We start from the raw sequence: 21,422 nt of genomic DNA on the forward strand, positions 1-21,422 counted from the left end.
ATTAAAGCAATCGCTTACAAAATCAATTTTGTAATACATCAAGATCATTTGTTATCTATGTTTGATCAGTAGAGTTGATAGCATTTTTCCATAACGTAATACTTTTTAACATATCTTCTTTTGTAATTTGTTCAGCTTGATTTGCATCCTTTGACATTGCTGCCGTTAATAATCGAGCATAAAACATGTGGGTAGCTTCTCGGTTTTGCTGATGAGAAAAATATAGTAACCCCATGTGTTCATAAATTTGAGAAAAGCTGTTAATTAACAGTACATAAATTGGATTTTCAGATAAAACAGCTAATTGTTTTTGCAGTTCCCAATCATATGATGTGAAACTGGCAGGGTCATCTTCTAGTTCATCACTTTTAGCCAAAATGGCAATGACTTTAGCAGGGTTTTTTAATACAGCCTCACGAACAAATGCTGGTGCTAAAGAAGCGCGAACTTCAAGAAGGTGAACTACAAAGTTTTCAGTTGGATGTTCCGTATTCGTTATAATATTTTCAAGTGTGTTTAAATTGCCTTCCTGCCAGAAGTGATTCACGAGAGTGGGTTGCCCTTTACGAATGGTTAGCCACTTATCTCTTGCTAACCTTTGTAGGGATTCTCTTAAAGTAGTTCGTGCAATGCCTAACTTGGATGATAATTCTCTTTCTGGTGGAAGTGTACTTCCAGGTGGAAATTGATCTTCTAAAATCGCCTTGATTAAAAGTTGATCTATGGTTTGAGTAGGTTTAACATAGGTTTGATTTTTTTCCAAATGAAAAGCCCCCAGTATTTTTAAAATATTCTGAAATTTATTTTAAGGCTTATGGTCAGTCCTCTTTGAAGTTGTGGTCATACCACAAATATATAACATTGACCTCTGTATGTAAAGGGGTAATCTAAAGAATGTAAGATCCCTATTTAATTAGATAACATTGTAAAAATCACAACCATATGTAGTATAATGTAGTTTTATATAACATCTAGTTAATTAAAAATGATGGATGGTAAGTATTTGAGGCAATCTATTTTCGATTAAAAGCAGATTGAAACCAGCAGCCAATTAAATCGTATTAAATTTATAAAATGCCAGACAGATTAAAAATGGATGAATTGAGTGCTTTAATTACAATGAATAAAAAATAAATCATTTTAAATTATTGATTATAAAGCAAGCGTGTATTTAATTGGTACAGCAAGACTTGAAACTTCAATCATTAGAATTAAACGGTAAACAATTGTAGAATATACACAAATATGAAGGAGCTATAATTATGTCAAGTTTTCTAAATGATTTTCAAAACTCAGTAGGAAAAGTAATAATTGGTAAAGATCGAGTGGTTGAGCTATTGTTAATCTCATTATTAAGTAAAGGTCACGTATTACTAGAAGATGTCCCCGGGACAGGGAAAACAAAACTAGCTAAAACATTTGCAACTCTAATAAATGGTTCATTCCAACGCATTCAATTTACGCCAGATGTGCTTCCAAGTGATGTGACAGGAATACAATTTTTTAACCCAAAAAATCAGGAATTTCAATTAAGATTAGGTCCTGTTCATACTAACATTTTGTTAGCTGATGAAATAAATAGGGCTACTCCAAGAACACAATCTAGCTTACTGGAAGCAATGGAGGAGAGGCAAGTTACGATTGATGGACAAACTTTTAAACTTCCTGAACCATATATAGTGTTTGCAACTCAAAACCCGTCAGAATCACATGGAACTTTTCCATTACCAGATGCTCAGCTTGATCGATTTTTAATGGTGATTCCAGTAGGTTACCCTACATTTGATCAGGAAAAAGAAATGATGAGCAGGTATCGTATGGAAGACCCTCTCTCAGAAATTGAGTCTGTGATAGACATTGAGAAAATTACTAGTTTACAAGATGAAATTAAGAGTGTAAATATAACAGAAGATATTGAGACATATATGCTTGCGATTATTTATGCTACTCGTGAATCAGAATTAATTGAAACTGGAGTTAGTCCTCGAGGAACGTTAGCATTTATGCGAGCAATTCAAGCGAAGGCATTTTTGAACGGAAGAAATTATTGCTTGCCTGAAGATGTGATAGAGTTAGCGCCATACATACTAAGTCATCGCCTTATATTATCTACTGAAGGTATGTTAAAGAGCTCGAAAAGACAGATTATACAAGATATTGTGCATTCTATTGAAGTTCCTGTTGAATCAGGTGCTACTTTATCATGATGTGGAGATCAGAGGTTCATATTCCAGATACATTTAAATATTCAATTTATATTTTACCTATTTTATTTGTTATAGAATATTTGTTATTTTCATCGTTTATTTTAATATTATCTATTCTATTATTAATTTGTATATACACTTTCATTTACCACTATCTTCATAAAGTACAGAACCATGTTCATCTTTTAAATAAGAAAAAAACGATTAAATTATTTCCAAATGAAACGGCTACCATTCCAGTCAGCATTAAACATAGAGGGACTATCCCTTTTGTACAAGGGGACATCACATTTCAATCTAGTAATTCAATTGGTTGTATTAATATAACAAAACATCTAGAAGGTGAAATGAAAACAACCTATAAGTTTTCAATTTCAAATCAATATAACTCAATTAAATCTTACCCGATTGAAATTGTTGCGCAAAAACGTGGTGTTGCAAAATTGAAAAATGTGGAAGTGAAAGCGTTTGATCCATTTTATATTGGTTTTGCTTTACTTTTTTATCAATCTAATTATCGAACAGAAGTACTTGTATATCCAGAACCAAAGCCTGTAGTTAACGATCATTTTCTTGAGAAAGTGAAGAGTGGAGATCATATAACTCAACATTCGTTATTTGAGGATAGCTCTCTCATTCGTGGTGCTAGAGAGTATGTGCCAAGTGATCCATTTTCTCGTATTCATTGGGGTTTATCTGCAAAAAATAACACATTAATGACAAAAGAATTTGATCATACGAATTATGTTAAATGGACACTCATTTTAAATGTACTGATAGACCATCCGTCGTCGGTTAATAGCTTTTCATTAAACATGGAAAATGACATCAGTTATACTACTTATATGTGTCAGTATGCACATAAGCATGGTATTCCTTTTGAAATATATGCAAATGTTGTGGTGAACAATACGCAATCGTCATTTCACTTAGAATCAGGCAAAGGGGAAAAACATCTATTAAGGGCAATGGAGATGTTTGCTAGAATATCCATTGAAAACATTACTATCAAATCAAACCATTTTTATACTTCTTTGAAAAAAAGATTAGATGGAGATGCGATTATTATTTATTTTGGTGAACAAGGAATAACGACCACAGAGTTTTTGCACTCTCAGTTTAATTCTGGGACTACGATTTTTACAGTTGAAGAACAAGAAAAAGAAGCTTATATAAAACCTTTCGAAGCAAGGAGGGGTACATTTGTTTAATTTCATTAAAAATCAACGCCTTCCTTGGTTAAACTATGTATACGAGGCGATTCTTGTATATTATTTTTTCATTATATTTTCCATGTATGAAGATCAAATGCCTTTGTTTATCCCTTTTTTCATTACATATGTCATTGGAACATTACCTATGGCATGGATGATTTATAAGAAAAATGGGGCAGTTACTTACATCCATCTATTGATTGCAGCTCCATTTATATATATGGTGTCAATGTTATTTGATTTTTCTATATTTATTTCAACTTTAATTGTAATTGTTTCAATCTGGAGGTTTTCAATTCATATAAAAGAGGGAAGAGTAGAAAACTTTGAAAAACAGATTCTAATTTCCATCCCAATCGTATCTCTTTGTTTGTTTTTGAATGCTGATTTTACAAAAGATTTTATATTTTATTTGTTTTTTATACAAATTATATGTTTTCCATTGATCAGAAGGGAAAATATAAAATTTAAAGAAGGAAAGAATAAAGATAATTATTTATGGACTTTTTTATCTCTTGTCATCTTCTGTTTATTTATTGTCATTGGTGTTTTATTGATTGCTCCACTTTTATTAGAAGGATTCATTTATATTTCTTCTTTTATTATTGTTCATGTGTTTGGAAAAATGATGGAATGGCTCATATCTATAGTATCTCAAAATAAAAGTGTGGATGAATTTTTTTCCAATGAAAATGGAGATGAAAACAACGAACTAAATCCTATGTTTTCTCAGGAAGTTGTGAATTCCTATCCTATACTTGAAGTCCTCGGTTATATAGTAACAATTATTCTTATTGGTTTCATTTTATCGTATTTGTATAAACGATTAAAAAAAGTTTCGATTTCTCCAAAATTAAGAAATTATATACTACCACTTGAATTTTATGAGGAAGAAGGGAGAGAAAACTTAGAAGACATCAGAAAAAAGTACTCTTCTCATAACAATAATATGATTCGAAAGAGGGTGGATCGACTTGAGCATGATTTAGCTAAATATGGAAAAGGGAGAAAGCCACATGAGACCTTAGAAAATTGGCTTTCACGAATTAAAATTAATGAAAATCAGTTAAAAGAAATCACAGAGATTTATAAGAAGGCAAGATATGGAGTTAAAAATATCAATAAACAAGAAAAAAGTAGGTTTATAAACTCCATAAAAAATGTTAAAAGTAGTTTTAAGAAGTAATGCAACTAGAAGGTAAAATCGACCATGATGCTTATAATTGATTTATAAAGATGGGTAGAGTTAAAATAAAAATCAGTCTTTGTTAGAAGGAGTAGATACATATGATAAATCAAGTTAAAATAGCAATTATTGCAGATATTCATGGAAATTCATGGGCTTTAGAGGCTGTATTGGAAGATATAAAAAAGAGAGGAATTACGAATATTGTAAACTTGGGTGACAGTTTAACCGGTCCATTAGATCCTCGTGGAACTGCGGAAATACTTCAATTGCATAAAATCATATCTATTAAAGGTAATCAGGATAGACTCATTTTAAAACCTACTAAAGAGTTCTTAGAATCTAATACTTATACATATGTAAAAGAACAGTTATCCTCAGACGACTTGTTATGGTTAGATCAACAGTCGGAAACATTATCATTGAATGAAGAAGATATCTATCTATGTCACGGAACACCAACCTCAGATGAAGCCCATTTACTTGAAGAAGTTACACAACATGGTGTTTTTCTTAGACACTCTGAAGAAATTGAGAAGGATGTAAAAGATATAAAGCAATCCGTTATTTGTTGTGCGCATAGTCATGTACCAAGAACGGTTTATTTACCAACCGGACAAATAGTTTTAAATCCAGGGAGTGTAGGAATGCCAGCATACATAGATGATTTGCCGTATCCTCATCATATGGAGTCTGGGAATCCCCATGCAAATTATGTAGTTTTAACTAAAAACGAAGGGCAATGGACGGTTGAACAAATTGCAGTACCCTATAACTGGAATGAAGCGGCAGCAAGAGCTATAGAAAATGGCAGGGATGATTGGGCTAAGTGGATTAAGCTTGGTCGTGTATGACTTATATTTCTTAGAATGTATTGATAAAATAATGATTCATAAATAGAGGGTTGTAAATTATCCATGATTTAAGACCATGAAATCCCTCTATTTTTTTACACAAGTTTCGTTAATCAGCCTAAGTTTTTCTACTCTAGTTAATTTTTTTATTGCATATTCTTTTTTTAATGCATCTGATTTAGTCTCACATTCTTCAAAATATACAATTTCTACAGGTAACCTTGCTCTAGTATATTTTGAAGCTTTTCCTTGATTATGAACTTCAACTCTCTTATTCAAATCATTAGTATATCCAGTATATAAGGTATTGTCTGAACATTTTAATATATAAACATAAAACATAAGAACCACTCCGCTTAATTTTCTAGTTAATTCATAAACTCGAAATCAACAAATGACTTTCCTTTGCTTCATAATAATAGGTGCTTCTTGAGATGTTTAGGACTTTACACATTGCTGCTTGCTTTAACATATCATTTTCCATTCGAAGTTGTTTGATTTCTTTTCTAAGTTCTCTTAGCTCTTGTTCCTCAGGGGTTAAATTGTCTTTTTCTTTAAACGATCCCGATGTATCACTCTGCATTTATCGAGTGCTGATGGCGTTAATTTATACTCTCTAATTATATCTTTACGTGGCTTACCACTTTTATAAAGCTGCACCATTTGTTGCTTGAATTCCGGACTAAATGTTCTTCGTTTTCTTTTTGTCATAGTAGATTCTCCTCAATAATATTAGTTGTATTCTACTTGACCTTAATTTTTCTGTCCAGTTAAGTGTAGTCCATCTATGTGTTTTAATTGGATGAATAGATAGGAAGGGAATGATATAATCAGGGTAAAGAAACACCTAAGTGAACTTAAAAATTTAGCCATCATAAAGGAGAAAATGGAATGAATATTAAAGGCACAGTAAATATATCTATTGAGGACTTTGACAACTTAAGGAAAAAAGCAAAGGAACTCGATGAACTTAATAAGAGATTAAAATCTTGTTCAACTGTAGAAAAAACATTTATAAAATCAGGAGAAAATGAAGGGAAAGTAACACAACTCATTACAATTGATACACAGAAATTAACTAAAATTGGAGTAGAACACTCTCTTTATAATAATGAAGATTGGGATGATCTTTATGACGAATATGAAGTGAAGTTAATTAATGTTGAACAAGCAAAAAAATAGTATTAAGTTTGAAACATATAACAATGATTTATTTAGGGATATATTAGATAATGCTACAACAAAGGATAATAGGAGTTAAAGTTACAAGTAAATATAAATAAAACAATATTAAAAGGACGAGTTTTAATGAAATTATCAGGAATTAATCATTTATTGTTTTCTGTTTCCAATTTAGATCAATCTATCGATTTTTATAAAAGTGTATTTGGTGCAAAGTTATTAGTTAAGGGAAAAAAACTTGCATATTTTGACCTGAATGGATTATGGTTAGCTATTAATGAAGAATCAGATATTCCAAGAAATGAAATTCATCAGTCCTATACACATATCGCTTTTTCAATAAAAGAAGAAGATTATGAAGAGATTTTAAATAGATTAAAACAACTAAATGTGCATATACTTCCTGGTCGTGAAAGAGATGAAAGAGATAAACGCTCTATCTATTTTATAGATCCTGACGGACATAAATTTGAGTTTCATACTGGAACCCTAAATGATAGGTTGGATTACTATAAAAAAGATAAATATCATATGATTTTTTACGATGAATGATGATACCTTAAAAACTATATGCAAAACCCCAACAAGCGACTGTTGGGGTTTTGAGGGAACTTTCATATTGGTTTATGTTTAAAATGTTGTAACACAATAAATTTGTTGGGGCTTTAAAGATTAAGTATGAAATAAAAATACCAATATAATTACCCTAGTAATTCTAAAATAGAAATAACGAAATTAAAAAAGTTAATAAAAAATTCAATCCAATTAAAATCCATTTGCTTCACCTCCTTTGAAGAGAAGGTTGTTTTGCCCCTAAAAAAAACTAATTTATTGTGCCTGCACATTATTATACAATATTTACTAAAAATTATAAATATTTAAAATAAAATTAAAAAAATATAATTAATTGAAATAGTTGTTTGAAATAACCATCCAATTTACTTCCCAAGAAGCACCCACTTCAAATATCAAAGGTGTTTAGTGGTGTGTGGTTACTGTTTGCCCCTATGTATTTACTTGATCAATTGTGTTTGTTATGTTTATGATTAGATTATAAGTTTTTCATAATAAAGCTGAAAGGGATTGATAAGATGGCTAGAACACCTTCAAATATGATTCCACTAAATTCAATAGCACCAACCTTTAATTTGCTAGAACCGTTAACTGGTGTACAACGTACGTTGGAAGAATTAAAATCGGATACTGCTACAGTTATTATGTTTATTTGTAATCATTGCCCGTTTGTAATACATGTCCAGCAAGAGTTAGTGAAAATAGCAAATGATTACATACCGAGGGGGATTTCTTTTATTGCAATCAGTTCAAATGATGTAGAGAATTATCCAGATGATTCACCAGAAAAAATGAAAGAAGATGCGGAGCGACTTCAATATCCATTCCCTTATCTATATGATGAGTCACAGGAAGTAGCCAAAGCTTATGAAGCTGCTTGTACACCTGACTTTTACATTTATGATGGGAATATGACTTGTGTTTATAGAGGTCAACTAGATGATTCTCGTCCTGGTAATGGCAAACCAGTCACAGGAGCAGATATTCGAAAAGCGTTAGATCAATTGTTAATTGGAGAATCAGTGAATGACAACCAAAAACCTAGTATTGGTTGTAATATTAAATGGAAAGAGTAATCAATGGAAGAAATCTCAGAAGAACATTTTATAAAAGCGCTGAACGAACAGATAGAATTTGCACTTTTTATATATACGCCAATGTGCGGAACATGTAAACTAGCTGAACAAATGCTGAATATTACTATTCAAATGGACATAAACAAAACAATTTACAAAAGCAATATAAACTATTTACCACAATTAACAAAAACGTATCAAATTTCAAGTGTCCCATGTTTACTTTTGTTTAAAAATAGAATTTTGCTTAAAAAAGAGTATTCCTTGAATTCAGTGGATCACTTGTATCAGTTATTAAAACCATGAAAGCACATAAAAAGCTGTCGGCAGATGATAGTCAATCATGTCCGGCAGTTTTTTTATGTTTTCCAACAGAGTATCTATACGATGTATAATGAAATGATTAAAATTGCTCAACAATTGGTGCTTTTATAGTTTTTATGATAAATTTAAATTAGTACTAATTCTACTTTAAGGAAGATGGAAACACTTCTTTAAGGTTCTTTTGTATTTAATTTTCTTACAAAAAAGATGTATATAATGGGTATTTGAAGATGACGATAGTAAGGAGGATTAAAATTGTTTGATCCAACGATTTTTGACAATATTAAAGTAGTATTGGAAGGGATTGTATATGACTTAGATCTTGAAGAAATCATTCAAATTACAGACCGTAAAGATCAAGTTGATTTAGCCTCCATGTCTAGAACTTATTCCATACAATTTTCAAAAAAACAAAATAAAAAAATAAATGCTCAATGTAGTTTATCAACAAGTGTAGAGGATTTAAGTATGGAAATATTAGAACATGATGTGCAGCAGCCTGGATGTAAACTAGAGGTTAATTTTGTTATAGATTTTGTTGGTCAATCCATTGATGAAGTAAGTAATCAAGCCCAAATAATAGAAAAGACATTACAAAAAATATGGGATAACAGACCCCATATCACTCAAAAGTTTAGCTTTGAATCTAATCAGGAATCAGTGGTTTTGATTCAAAATGAGATTAAATTGGATTTCAAAAGAAAAATTAATGAAAATCAATTGACAGATTTAGAGGCTTTAATGGATCAGGTGATTTTATCTTTAGATACATTAAATAATAAAGTGAATTAGTATACATAAAAAATATTGGAGGATTGTTTAGTGGATGCGAAACCCGTTCATTTATCTCGAACTTATATGACAGAACTTATTTTTCCACAGGATACTAATTATCATGGTACTGTTTTTGGGGGATTAGTTATGGCGTATATCGATAAAGTTGCTTCTATAGCAAGTATGAGGCATTGTAGAAAAACCATTGTAACAGCATCAAGTGACAGTTTAGATTTTTTAGCTCCTGGGAAGTTAAGTGAAGCTTTAGTTTTAGAGGCATTCGTAACTTGGACACATCGAAGTTCAATGGAGGTATATGTTAAGGTTCAATCGGAGGATTTATTAACAGGTGAATTTAAAAAAACAGCTACTGCTTTTTTAACTTTTGTAGCCGTTGATGAAAATGGAAATGCTGTTCCTGTACCAGAAGTTATTCCTGAAACAGATGAAGAGAAGAGATTATTTGAAACTGCTCCAGAGCGTTATGAAATGAGAAAGCAAAGAATGAAAAAAGAGAAAATTCATTGAATATTCAAGAAGCTCCGATTGGAGCTTTTTTTCATTTTTAGTAGAGAATACAAAATAACTAATAAGGTAAGAAATTCGAGAGGGCTCTAAAAATAGACCGCTTTTTTTATTTAAAAGATTCGGCCTATTTTCTGTATAGATGGCTATTCTATTTTTCATTTATATCTGAGTTTAGCAGGAGGTATACTCTGTGCAAAATTGAAAACATTATCAGGGTCGAATTTTGCTTTCACTTGCTGAAGTCTAGAAAAGTTATTACCATAGTATTCTTGACCAAAATTTTTAAGACCTAAATCAGGTACGTTGACATATGAGCCGACTACATAAGGAGTTAGTTCTGTGCGAGTATTTTGAACCAATCTGATATTTTTTTGGGCTTCAGAGTCTTTAGTCCATTTGGCATTCCATTCCATGTAAAACTTTGTATTTCTCCAAAAGAAAGCAGTTTCATCCGAAGGTATCTGGTTCATAGCGCCCCCTGAGTTAAGGAAAAAGAAATTAGAAGTTCCTGTTGCTTTTTCTAGAAAGCTTCGGATTGTCTTCAGTGCCTCATCAGGTAAGATTAGCTCAGCCCAAGTAGATGACCATGTAGAGTTTTCATCAGAAAATAATGGCTGACTCGGTATCCAAAATTCTATAGCTTCTGGTAGAGTGACCTCTTCAACAAACACCTTAGTGGGAGTACCAACACCTGTTAAAGGTGCCAATAGTTTTTCCAGCTCGGATTGTGAACCGAGGAAAATCCCACGGGATTGTAACATGCCATCAGATTGAGAAAAGACTTCTAATGTTGATCCTAATCTTATATCAACAGAAGGGGACCATCTTTGCCATACATTTATTACTTCTTCTAGTTGTTCCCAAGGCCATGTAATTTCAAATATTCCAACTTGAAAAGGTGCTGAACGTACTTTAAATGTATAGGAAGTTATAATGCCAAAATTTCCTCCTCCACCTCCTCTGATAGCCCATAGGAGGTCGGGATTGTTGTTATCGCTGACAGAGATTTCATTTCCATCTGCATCAACTATAGTTGCAGCTAAAATGTTATCAGTGATTAACCCAGTTGTACGCTGAACAGCTGTAATTCCTCCACCTGTACTAATACCTCCTATGCCAACGTTGGGGCTATCTCCAAAAGGAGCTAAAACACCTTTCTGAGCAAGAAATTTTACTAGAGGTCCTACACGTATTCCAGCTTCAACAACTGCAGTTCCATTTTTTTCATCTAACTCAATATTCCTCATTTCACTGACATCTATGACTATTCCTCCATTTACTTGTGAGAAATCTTTTGCTAATGAATGCCCTCCACTACGCATTCGAATGGATACATTATTTTCACGTGCCCACCTAACAGCATTTGATACATCTTCTTTCTGCTGTGCAAATACAAAAACTATAGGAAATGCATTGGTGAATGGGTTCCAGTTCATCCGTGCTTGTTGATATGCTGGATCATTTGGATAAATTACCTTTCCGGTTAATTTTGTTTTTTTCATTAAAGCGCTCCTTTCATTTTTGCTTAGTTCAATATTTATAATTACACATTAAATTTAGTTATATCTATTATGAACATATAATCATGATAGTTCAGGATATTATATGAGAGCATGTTAGTATAAGTGCAAAAAAACCCTAATCTCAAAGCATTCTGAGTTTAGGGTTACTTATGATGACTTTTATATCCAAAGATTAAGGGGTTTTAGCATATACAATGATCCAATTCTTTTTAATCTACTTTACTATCCTCCATTTTCAATTTTAACATCATCTACTCCAGCCTCTACCAAGCTAGGGCTGCCAGCATCTGCTGCTTCGAATTGAAGGTGAACATTCTCTCCAGCATAAGCTGAGAGATCAAGAGATTGATTGGACCATGCTGCATCCTGATCGCTGGAAGTTCCTAATTCTTCAAATAAATTTACAATACTCCCATTTGAGCGAACGAGATTTAATCGGAAGAAATCATCATTAGACGCATTTTCGTCATGGCTGAAGTAATAAGAGAAAGTTAATGTAAGTGAGCCATCAGCCGGTAATGAAATTGCTGATGATTGAATAGAAGTAACTCCATTATCAACATCGTTACTATCTGCAGAAGACCCTTGACTACTCGCTCCTGTAACAAGATCAAATTTTCCACTGGTTGTTCTTCCTAGCTGTTTCGCTCCATTAGAACGTGTGGATTTAGGATTCGCTCGTTCCCAATTTCCTGAAGTCGCTGTATCACTTCCGTTTGGATCTGCAGTCCATCCTTTATTCGTTTCGAAATCATCTTCAAATACTACAGTTGGATCTGGACCGGGACCAGGGACATCCCCCCCACTTACTGCAGCAAATGCATTGACTCTTCCATGCTCCCAGTCGCTACCTGTACCAGAAATAGGATCTGCTGTACTTTCAATTCTATCGCGGATTTGAACATTTGTTAAACCTTGTGATGCAAGTAGGCCTGCTAAACCAGCTGTATGTGGTGCAGCCATTGATGTTCCGCTGATCGTATTATATCCTCCATTATTCCACGTGGAAATAATATTTACACCAGGGGCTGCCACATCTACCCAAGATCCATAAGTAGAAAACCATGCTTTATTGTCGTTGGCATCTGTAGCAGCCACTGCCAATGAATTTGTATAGAAGGCTGGGTAATGTGGACTAGTAGTCCCTGCATTACCAGCAGCGCATACGACAACAACGCCAGCATTCCATGCATAGTTAACAGCGTTTTCTACTGCTGCAGAATGAGCAGTGCTTCCAAGACTTAAGTTAATTACATCTGCACCATTATCAGCAGCATAAGTAATTCCATCAGCAACACCTAGATTTGTTCCTGAACCAGCATTGTTCAGCACGCGTACAGGCATGATACTAACATTTGGAGCTACACCAGCAACTCCTATACTATTGTTCGTAATTGCTCCGACTGTTCCAGCTACATGTGTACCGTGTCCATTCCCATCAGAAGGATCGTTATCATTATCGATGAAGTCATAACCTGAGGTTACTTTCCCTTGTAAATCTTCATGATTTGCTTGAACCCCTGTGTCAATAACAGCAACGACTACAGATGAGCTACCTTGTGTGATGTCCCAAGCTGCCTCTGCTTCCATGATTTGAGGACCATATTGGTCGCTATGATAAAGTGGATCGTTTGGAGTAAATAGAGCGTAGTATTCCATAATAGGTTCTGCATATTCTACATCGGCTCTGTTTTTATATTGCTCTAAGGCTTTCTCTACAGATTTTCCTTTGACTTTGATAACTTCAAAACCAATTTGATCATTTTTCTTAATGACCTCTGCTTTTTCTTCTTGATGGATTAGTTTTATCATCTCTTTGGAAGTTTTATCTTTGAATTTTACTATGATTGTACTTTCCTCTGAAGTAGTCTCAGCTGAACTAGTAATTGAAAAAGAAAAAATTAGTGCTATTGCCATAAAAACAGAAAAAAACCTTTTTAAATTCATTACTTACCCTCCGTTATTGTTTTTTTTGATATAAAAGCCATCTGGAAAAGGATGCCTATTACCTTTAACCAACCCCTATTTGACACTTTTACAAAATATTAATAAAAAAGTTATATTATTACACAATTTTATAAATAAAAATTCAGTATGTAATCTAACCAAAGGTTGAAAAGCAACAGACTAATCTATGTTAGGATCATATTATAGTAGAAATAGGTTTTGATTTAATGACTTCACGAAAAATTCACTCTCCATCAAAAAAAGGGATCAGGTAGTCGAAAACCTAATCCCAAAATCTAAGTTTAAGGTGAAATGCTTTCTTTAATCTTCTTCATCTATCGGGTTATCGCACATTTTCGATTTTAACATCATCTACTCCAGCCTCTACCAAGCTAGGACCGGCAGCATCTGCGGCTTCAAATTGGACATAAATTGATTCTCCCTGATAAGAAGAGAGATCGAGAGATTGACTCAACCATACTGCATCCCGATCGCTGGAAGTACCTAATTCCTCAAATAAAGTGACAACGCTACCATTTGAGTGAACGAGATTTACACGGAAGAAATCATCATTAGAGGCATTAGAGTCATGACTGAAATAATAAGAGAAAGATAATGTAGTTGCACCATCAGCTGGTAATGAAATAACTGATGATCGAATAGAAGTGACTCCATTATCAATATCGTTACTATCTGCAGAAGACCCACGACTACTTGCTCCTGTAACAAGATCAAATTTTCCACTGGTTGTTGTTCCTAGCTGTTTAGCTCCACTAGAACGTGTGGACTTTGGATTAGCACGTTCCCAATTTCCTGTTGTCGCAGTATCGCTACCATTCGGGTCTGAGATCCAACCTTTATCCGTTTCGAAATCATCTTCAAATACGATCTCAGTGTTTCCTCCACCATCTCCACAATATTGTGCAGCTTTACCAATAACATCATATGGACAATCCGCTTTATCAGTTAAGTATAATATAGCATCACGATTTCTTTCAGTTTCTCTTTGAATAATTTCATCTGGTGGATAAAATCCTGGATTGGAAGATGTAGGATACATTTCATACGTAAATGACATGATTTTATGTTCCCCATATGTCCAATCTGTCATATCACCATCGGTTATATATAAATCACTTGATTGTTGAGGCGTGTAACCATTCATATTCGCCATCTGATTAGCTAACGTTACCATCACATCATGATCATCCTGTGTCATATCACTCGGTACATTCGTATATGTGTAACCATATGGATATAATATTAATTCTCCATACGTATGGAAACTTACTGCTGTTGTAATTTGCATTTTTCCATCAATCATTCTACTTTCAACAAAGTTTCTTAATGCATTTGTTTCTGGGGCAGAAAATGGACTAGTTCCACGGTATGTATCACTACTAGTACTACCGCTTGATCCTCCACAACATCCCCATCTGTATCCATAATTTCGATTCAAATCTGTACCTACATAACTAGAACCGCTATTAACTTGGCGATTTTTGCGCCAGAAATCATAACTTCCATTTCTTATATCATATTCTCCACCATCTGGATTTAAGTTAAATACAAGGAAAATCTCTCTATTATCTACTAAGTTAGTAACTTGTGAGTTCGTACCGTACTCGTCCGTGAACAAATTCATTAAATACAATGTCATTTCAACGGTTAAGTGTTCACGAGCATGATGAAGACCAGTGTATAAAACTTCTGCTTCATCTTCATCTGCAGATGGATTATCACTAATTTTAACAGCCCATATCTCCCTGCCTTCATATGATTGACCAATACTAAATTTCTCAAGAATATTTGGGTGATCTATTGCAGCTTGATTAATCTCATCTACCATTTCTTGATAATTGTGATAGTCACTATCTGAAATAGGGAAATCCAAAGCTTGCAATTGATCATTAGTCATTTGTTCAGTTACTGAGAAATTTAATTTCTTTAAATCTTTAACTTCTGTAGGATGTGCGATAACAATGACATAATTTTCACCAATTTCTTCAATGACAACACCAGTTCTAGCAATTTCAGTTCGTTGTTCTTTTGTAGATACATTGTCAATTCTGAACATCAGTGGACCTTCTGTTTCCTTCTTTTGCACCTCTGGATTTGCATTAACGATAGTTAAACCTGATGTCATGAGTGGTGTTGCAACTAAGCACACCATTAACATTACTGAAAAACATAAACGATAAACTTTAAATGACTTCATTTTAATCCTCCTTCTAGTGAATTCTCAACATCATATTCTTCATATATTATATTTATGAATATTTTGGAAGAATATCTATTTAAATCCAATAGAGTGAAGCTACTCTCTACAATTAGAATTTATAAATAGATTTAATATCATTTAATCATAGACAGGTTAGTAACATTTCTTTATAATGAATTTGATGTTTAAACAATTGAATAATATTGAAATGGGTGGAACGTTGATTCGTTCCTTAATAGGGAAGAACGGTGCAAATCCGTCACGGTCCCGCCACTGTAAATTGGAGAGTAGATCCTTAAGCCACTGTGAATAATGGGAAGGTTTAAGCAACTGTATCAAACATTCAGAAATACGATGATCCATAAGTCAGGAGACCTGCCTTTTTCTATAAACACTTACTAGTATGAACCTACGAGGATAGGGAGGTGTATGATGAGATTGGTATGTTCTTATGCCATTCCAAATATATTTTAGCACTTTCTACGACCTGATGTAGAAGTGCTTTTTTGCTTTCAAAAATGTTAGATTTTCGCAATTAGTGGTAGTTTATATATTTTTGAATATGATTTTAAAGTATAACTCATGGAGGTTAAGAGTGAAGTATAGTAAATTAGGGCTTTTTAATAAAGGGGAAATGGGAGATGAAGGGTAAATTATTAGTTATCGGATTTGGTCCAGGCAGTTTTGAACATATTACAAAAAGAGCACGTGAAGCGATAGAAGAAAGTGATGTCATTATTGGATACAACACGTATGTTGATTTAATTCGTGATCTGCTTACCCATCAAGAAATCGTTAGAACAGGTATGACAGAAGAAGTAAGTCGAGCACAGGAAGCGGTAAAACAAGCGGAGAATGGTAAGAAAGTAGCAGTTATTTCTAGCGGTGATGCAGGCGTATATGGGATGGCTGGACTTGTATATGAAGTTTTAATAGAAAAAGGCTGGCATGAATCAGAGGGAGTAGAAGTTGAGGTCATCCCTGGTATCTCTGCAATTAACTCATGCGCCTCTCTATTAGGTGCTCCAATTATGCACGATGCTTGTACGATTAGTTTAAGTGACCATTTAACACCATGGGAACTAATTGAAAAGCGTATAGATGCAGCCGGATCAGCGGACTTTGTTATCGCGCTATATAATCCTAGAAGTGGAAGAAGAACGAGACAAATTATTGAAGCACAAAACATATTGTTGAAATATCGATCTCCGGATACCCCAGTTGGATTAGTAAAGAGTGCATATCGTGAACGTGAATTTGTACAGATAACGACTTTAGAAAAAATGTTAGAGTTTGATATCGGCATGTTAACAACCGTTATTATCGGAAATTCTACTACATTTTTATATGATGGGAAAATGATTACACCGAGAGGTTACCAAAGAAAATACACTTTAGATCGTGATGAACAACAGCTTAAACCACATGAGCGATTAAAAAAAGAAAATGAACCTTGGTCTTTAATTGAAGCAGAAAACGAATCTAGTTTAACTGAAATGAAGCAGAATACAGAAGATCAGGCTCATCATCTTACAGAAGACCGTCAGACGACTCCTCTAACTATAGCGACTGAGGCTTTAAGGACTTTGCAGCAAAAACAAGGAATTGAAACAATCCCAACTACAAACAAAGAAGATGTAATAGTAGAGAACGCTGTATTTAAACAAGAGTCGATTTTAGAACTGGCCATAAGTCCAGGTATAGCTAATAAAAAAATGACTGCACAGCAAATGAAGTTAATTGCAGATATTGCTGGAGATAAAGGGGATATAGAATATACACCTCACCATCAACTTATTTTACGAGTCCCAACGAGTAATCCAAATGAAGTTACCCAACAGTTGCAAAATGAAGGATTATTGCTAGCTCCCGTAGGAGATGTAGCTCAAGTAAAAGCTTGTGACTTCTGTGACGAAGAAAAGGATGAGTCCATACCATATGTAAAAGAAATACATAAACGGATTGATGGTTTAAAAACACCTAAGGAATTAAAAATTGGCTTTAACGGATGTGCGATGACTTGTTATGGTGCGGTGAAAGAAGATATTGGCATAGTGTTCCGTAAAGGTAAATTTGATTTGTTTTTAGGAGCAAAAACGGTAGGAAGAACCGCTCATGCTGCACAACCTGTGGCAGAAGGTATTGAAAAAGAAAAAATTGTAGATTTAGTTGAACGAATTGTGAAAGGTTATGCCAATGATGGTTTTCCAAATGAGCGATTCCACAAATATTTTAAACGTGTGAGAGAAATCGAAGGTTTTACTTATCGTGATGTTCCTGTATTAGTAACAGAACAAGTCATTTGCGGAGAGTAATATTAAAAGAAAGAAATCATGGGAGGAATTAATAATGGAAGCTGTATTATTTGTTGGTCATGGAAGTAGAGATAAAGAAGGCAATGACGAGGTCAGAGCTTTTATAAAAAATATGCTGCCACGTATTCAAACTCCGATAGTTGAAACTTGCTTTTTAGAATTTGAAAAACCAAATATCAATCAAGGAATAAGCCAGTGTATAGAAAAAGGAGCTACAAAAGTTGTTGTAATTCCAATTATCTTATTGGGTGCAGGGCACTCGAAAATTCACATTCCAGCAGCGATTGATGAAGCGAAAGAACATTATCCAAAAGTTCAATTCGTATATGGTAGACCCATCGGTGTGCATGATCTTGTCATTGATATATTACATGAACGTTTTCAAGAGGTTGTTGAATTGAATAAAAAAGAAATTTCAGAAGAAACAGCGGTTTTAATTGTAGGTAGAGGAAGCAGTGAACCAGATGCAAACAGTGATGTTTATAAAATCTCTCGTTTGTTTTGGGAAAAAATGAAAGTGAAATGGGTTGAAACAGCATTTATTGGAGTTACGTTCCCAACCATGGATGAGGGTATTGAGCGTTGTATAAAACTAGGTGCGAAAAATGTGATTATTCTTCCATATTTCTTGTTTACAGGTATTTTAATTAAAAGAATGGAAGATATGGTCAAAACTTATCAACATCAATATGAAAATCTTCAGTTTCAACTAGGTGAATATTTTGGATTTCATTCGAATTTAAAAGAAGTTCTCATAGAGAGAGTCAACGAAGCGTTACAGGATGAAGTAAAGATGAATTGTGATAACTGCTCTTACCGTTTAGATGCAATGAAACATATTGATCATCACCATCATCATGATCATGATCACGAACATCACCACCACCATGCTTAAAAGAAGGGAGACATTACTAAAATGATCTTAGTTCTAGCAGGGACAAGTGATGCAAGAGCATTAGCTTTGCAAATCAAAGAGATGAATATCCCCTTATTAACAACTGTTGTTACAGAAAATGCCGCTTTATCAATGCGAGAAGTGGATCTACCTGTTTCGGTTGGAAGGTTACCAGTTGAAGCGATGATAGAATTAGTTAAAGAAAAAAAGATACAAATGATTGTAGATGCAAGTCATCCTTATGCGGAAGAGGCTTCAAAAAACGCAATAAACTGTGCAGAACAAAGTAAAATTACTTATGTTCGTTTTGAAAGAGAAGGTTTAGAATTTAAACAACATTCATTATTACATAAAGTTGAAACATATGAACATGCAGCAGAATTAGCATCTCAGAAGCAAGGAGTCATCATGCTGACTACAGGAAGTAAAACGTTAAAAACCTTTACAGATAAACTAATTGACCTGCCAAATATCACACTAGTAGCTCGGATGTTACCTCGTAAAGACAATATGGAAAAGTGCGAAGAGTTAGGTATACAACAAAAAAATATCATCGCTATGCAAGGTCCATTTTCTACACAATTAAACAAAGCACTTTATGATTTTTACAAGGTCAATGTCATGATTACGAAAGAAAGTGGAAAGGTTGGAGCGGTTGACGAAAAGGTAGAAACAGCATTAGAAATGGGGATTGAAACGATTATGATCTCAAGGCCGAAAATTCAGTACGGAACTAAATTTTCTGATTTTGCAAACATATTGAACTATATAAAGGAGGAATTAAAGAATGGATTTTAAAACGGAATTTAAACCATTAACAGTACAACCACAAGAAATAGAAGGAAAAAGCTTTGAAATGATTACAGAAGAATTAGGAGAGCACTCTTTTACAGAAGAACAATATCCAGTTGTGCAGCGTGTTATTCATGCTTCTGCCGATTTTGAATTAGGTAGAAGTGTGTTGTTTCATCCAGATGCGGTGCAATCAGGAATAAAAGCCATTCAAAGTGGGAGAATCGTAGTTGCAGATGTTCAAATGGTTCAGGTTGGCATTAGCAAACCAAGGCTTGAAAAGTTCGGATCTGAAGTTAAAGTATACATATCAGATGAAGATGTGATGGAGGAAGCGAAGCGATTAAATACAACAAGAGCCATTATATCGATGCGCAAAGCGATTAAGGAAGCAGAAGGTGGAATTTTTGCGATCGGAAATGCGCCTACAGCCTTACTAGAATTAATTCGTTTAGTGAAAAATGGGGAAGCGAAACCAGGTCTTGTGATCGGGATGCCGGTTGGATTTGTTTCTGCTGCTGAATCGAAAGAAGAATTGGCCAAATTAGACATTCCTTTCATTACAAATATCGGAAGAAAAGGTGGAAGTGCTGTGACGGTAGCTGCTTTAAATGCAATATCATTGATGGCTATTCGTCAGGTGTAATATATGAAGAAAAAAGAAACGAAGAAAGATCCAAAAGATATGCGTCATGGATATACAACAGGTGCTTGTGCAACAGCTGCGACAAAGGCAGCGTTAACCGCATTGATTTTTCAGGAAACACAAAAGGAAGCGACCATTACTTTACCTATTGGTAAACAAGTTTCCTTTGATATATCTACTTGTGAATTTAATGAGGATACAGCTACTGCTGGAACGATAAAGGATGGCGGGGACGATCCTGATGCAACGCATGGCGCTATGATACTTTCTACCGTTTCTTGGAATAAGGATTCAGGTATTGAATTGGATGGAGGGATCGGTGTTGGTAGAGTAACCAAACCAGGTTTACCAGTTGAGGTAGGTAAAGCAGCAATTAATCCTGTACCTTATAAAATGATCATGGAAGTGACCCAGACTATATTGCATCAATTTGAAATACATAAAGGTGTTCGTGTAGAAATATCGGTTCCTGAAGGTGAAGAAATCGCCAAAAAGACGTTAAATGCAAGATTAGGAATTCTAGGCGGAATTTCAATTTTGGGGACAAGAGGTACAGTTGTACCGTTTTCAACCTCTGCTTTTAAAGCGAGTATTGCACATGCTATCAATGTTGCAGTGACCGCAGGGTGTGACCACCTTATTTTAGCAACAGGTGGGAGAAGTGAGAAATTTGGAATGGAGTTATACCCTGATTTACCTGAGGAAGCCTTTATTGAAATGGGAGATTTCATCGGATTCACCTTAAAAACCTGTAAAAATAAAAAGGTAAAAAAAGTAACGCTGGTCGGTATGATGGGTAAATTCTCAAAAGTAGCAAACGGTGTGATGATGGTTCATTCCAAAAGTGCTGCAATTGATTTTAACTTTCTTGCCAAAGTAGCTGCTGAATGTGATGTGGATGAAATTACTTTAGAAAATATAAAAACAGCAAATACAGCCTCACAAGTAGGTGACATGATGCTTGAGCAAGACAACAAACTATTCTTTGATACATTGTGTGAGTATTGTTGTTTATCCAGTTTAAAAGAAGTAAATGGCGACATGGAGGTTGAAACGGTCATTAGTACTTTAAAAGGCATTTTACTAGGAAGGAAAACCATACGTTCTCAATCTCAATAATGTGAAAAGTCAACTTAGTTTAAAGACGAAAAAAAGGATGCGAGTA

General features: G+C 34.1%; 19 protein-coding genes, 2 pseudogenes and 1 riboswitch. Of the genes and pseudogenes, 15 read left to right on the top strand and 6 right to left on the bottom strand.

Annotated elements, in window-relative coordinates; all coding sequences use genetic code 11:
* Positions 1-55 precede the first annotated feature (55 nt).
* Entirely contained in the window at positions 56-763 is a 708-nt protein-coding gene (gene fadR, locus VQL36_RS09520) for a fatty acid metabolism transcriptional regulator FadR (protein ID WP_349249084.1), read from the bottom strand.
* Positions 764-1,262: 499 nt separating this feature from the next.
* Here fadR and VQL36_RS09525 point away from each other — a divergent pair, with 499 nt between their 5' ends.
* The 4 genes from VQL36_RS09525 to VQL36_RS09540 all read left to right on the top strand — a co-directional run bounded on the left by VQL36_RS09525 (position 1,263) and on the right by VQL36_RS09540 (position 5,461).
* On the top strand, positions 1,263-2,207 hold the full coding sequence (locus VQL36_RS09525) for a MoxR family ATPase (RefSeq protein WP_349249085.1): 945 nt from the start codon (positions 1,263-1,265) through the stop codon (positions 2,205-2,207).
* The gene (locus VQL36_RS09530; protein ID WP_349249086.1) at positions 2,204-3,418 is read left to right on the top strand and encodes a DUF58 domain-containing protein; all 1,215 of its coding nucleotides are present in this window, start codon (positions 2,204-2,206) and stop codon (positions 3,416-3,418) included. The genes VQL36_RS09525 and VQL36_RS09530 overlap by 4 nt, the downstream gene beginning before the upstream one ends.
* Positions 3,411-4,607: a hypothetical protein gene (locus VQL36_RS09535; protein ID WP_349249087.1), complete on the top strand. Its 1,197-nt coding sequence runs from the start codon at positions 3,411-3,413 to the stop codon at positions 4,605-4,607. The genes VQL36_RS09530 and VQL36_RS09535 overlap by 8 nt, the downstream gene beginning before the upstream one ends.
* A 101-nt stretch (positions 4,608-4,708) precedes the next feature.
* Positions 4,709-5,461: a metallophosphoesterase family protein gene (locus VQL36_RS09540; protein ID WP_349249088.1), complete on the top strand. Its 753-nt coding sequence runs from the start codon at positions 4,709-4,711 to the stop codon at positions 5,459-5,461.
* 87 nt (positions 5,462-5,548) lie between these two features.
* On the opposite strand, the gene VQL36_RS09545 is transcribed toward VQL36_RS09540, so the two are convergent.
* Together VQL36_RS09545 and VQL36_RS09550 are read right to left on the bottom strand one after the other, a co-directional pair.
* Positions 5,549-5,803 (bottom strand): GIY-YIG nuclease family protein, encoded by a 255-nt coding sequence (locus tag VQL36_RS09545; protein WP_349249089.1) that lies wholly within the window; start codon positions 5,801-5,803, stop codon positions 5,549-5,551.
* 61 nt (positions 5,804-5,864) lie between these two features.
* Positions 5,865-6,172: pseudogene (locus VQL36_RS09550) on the bottom strand (transposase); the annotation flags it as partial.
* A gap of 180 nt (positions 6,173-6,352) precedes the next feature.
* Between VQL36_RS09550 and VQL36_RS09555 the strand changes: the two are divergent.
* The 6 genes from VQL36_RS09555 to VQL36_RS09580 all read left to right on the top strand — a co-directional run bounded on the left by VQL36_RS09555 (position 6,353) and on the right by VQL36_RS09580 (position 9,918).
* Positions 6,353-6,643, top strand: coding sequence for a hypothetical protein (locus VQL36_RS09555; protein ID WP_349249090.1), 291 nt, complete (start codon positions 6,353-6,355; stop codon positions 6,641-6,643).
* Positions 6,644-6,769: 126 nt separating this feature from the next.
* Positions 6,770-7,195 (top strand): metallothiol transferase FosB, encoded by a 426-nt coding sequence (fosB, locus tag VQL36_RS09560; protein ID WP_349249091.1) that lies wholly within the window; start codon positions 6,770-6,772, stop codon positions 7,193-7,195.
* 539 nt (positions 7,196-7,734) lie between these two features.
* Positions 7,735-8,292 carry a thioredoxin family protein gene (locus tag VQL36_RS09565; protein ID WP_349249092.1) on the top strand — a complete coding sequence of 186 codons (558 nt, stop codon included), beginning with the start codon at positions 7,735-7,737 and terminating at the stop codon, positions 8,290-8,292.
* A 3-nt stretch (positions 8,293-8,295) separates the two neighbouring features.
* Positions 8,296-8,598 (top strand): thioredoxin family protein, encoded by a 303-nt coding sequence (locus tag VQL36_RS09570; RefSeq protein WP_349249093.1) that lies wholly within the window; start codon positions 8,296-8,298, stop codon positions 8,596-8,598.
* A gap of 273 nt (positions 8,599-8,871) precedes the next feature.
* Entirely contained in the window at positions 8,872-9,408 is a 537-nt protein-coding gene (locus VQL36_RS09575) for a hypothetical protein (protein ID WP_349249094.1), read from the top strand.
* Between the two features lie 30 nt (positions 9,409-9,438).
* Complete coding sequence (locus VQL36_RS09580) at positions 9,439-9,918, top strand: acyl-CoA thioesterase (RefSeq protein ID WP_349249095.1); 480 nt, start codon at positions 9,439-9,441, stop codon at positions 9,916-9,918.
* Positions 9,919-10,073: 155 nt separating this feature from the next.
* Here VQL36_RS09580 and VQL36_RS09585 read toward each other — a convergent pair whose 3' ends face one another.
* From VQL36_RS09585 to VQL36_RS09595, 3 genes and pseudogenes are all read right to left on the bottom strand, one after another.
* A complete protein-coding gene (locus tag VQL36_RS09585; protein ID WP_349249096.1) occupies positions 10,074-11,420 on the bottom strand; it encodes an FAD-binding oxidoreductase in 1,347 nt (448 codons plus the stop codon).
* An 828-nt stretch (positions 11,421-12,248) separates the two neighbouring features.
* A pseudogene (locus VQL36_RS09590) lies at positions 12,249-13,388 on the bottom strand (S8 family peptidase); the annotation flags it as partial.
* A gap of 343 nt (positions 13,389-13,731) precedes the next feature.
* Positions 13,732-15,606 carry a M14 family zinc carboxypeptidase gene (locus VQL36_RS09595; protein WP_349249097.1) on the bottom strand — a complete coding sequence of 625 codons (1,875 nt, stop codon included), beginning with the start codon at positions 15,604-15,606 and terminating at the stop codon, positions 13,732-13,734.
* A 196-nt stretch (positions 15,607-15,802) separates the two neighbouring features.
* Positions 15,803-16,007, top strand: a riboswitch (cobalamin riboswitch).
* A 243-nt stretch (positions 16,008-16,250) separates the two neighbouring features.
* Between VQL36_RS09595 and cobJ the strand changes: the two genes are divergently transcribed.
* The 5 genes from cobJ to VQL36_RS09620 are packed head-to-tail and all read left to right on the top strand — an operon-like array spanning position 16,251 to position 21,376.
* Positions 16,251-17,924, top strand: a complete 1,674-nt coding sequence (gene cobJ, locus VQL36_RS09600) for a precorrin-3B C(17)-methyltransferase (protein WP_349249098.1) — start codon at positions 16,251-16,253, stop codon at positions 17,922-17,924.
* 34 nt (positions 17,925-17,958) lie between these two features.
* Positions 17,959-18,819, top strand: a complete 861-nt coding sequence (locus tag VQL36_RS09605; protein ID WP_349249099.1) for a sirohydrochlorin chelatase — start codon at positions 17,959-17,961, stop codon at positions 18,817-18,819.
* 21 nt (positions 18,820-18,840) lie between these two features.
* A complete protein-coding gene (cobK, locus tag VQL36_RS09610; RefSeq protein WP_349249100.1) occupies positions 18,841-19,617 on the top strand; it encodes a precorrin-6A reductase in 777 nt (258 codons plus the stop codon).
* Entirely contained in the window at positions 19,607-20,257 is a 651-nt protein-coding gene (locus VQL36_RS09615; protein WP_349249101.1) for a precorrin-8X methylmutase, read from the top strand. Before cobK ends, VQL36_RS09615 begins: the two co-directional genes overlap by 11 nt.
* Before the next feature lie 3 nt (positions 20,258-20,260).
* Complete coding sequence (locus VQL36_RS09620) at positions 20,261-21,376, top strand: cobalt-precorrin-5B (C(1))-methyltransferase (RefSeq protein WP_349249102.1); 1,116 nt, start codon at positions 20,261-20,263, stop codon at positions 21,374-21,376.
* Positions 21,377-21,422: the final 46 nt, after the last annotated feature.

Source organism: Chengkuizengella sp. SCS-71B (assembly GCF_040100845.1).
In the GTDB taxonomy this organism is placed as follows: Bacteria; Bacillota; Bacilli; order Paenibacillales; family KCTC-33759; genus Chengkuizengella.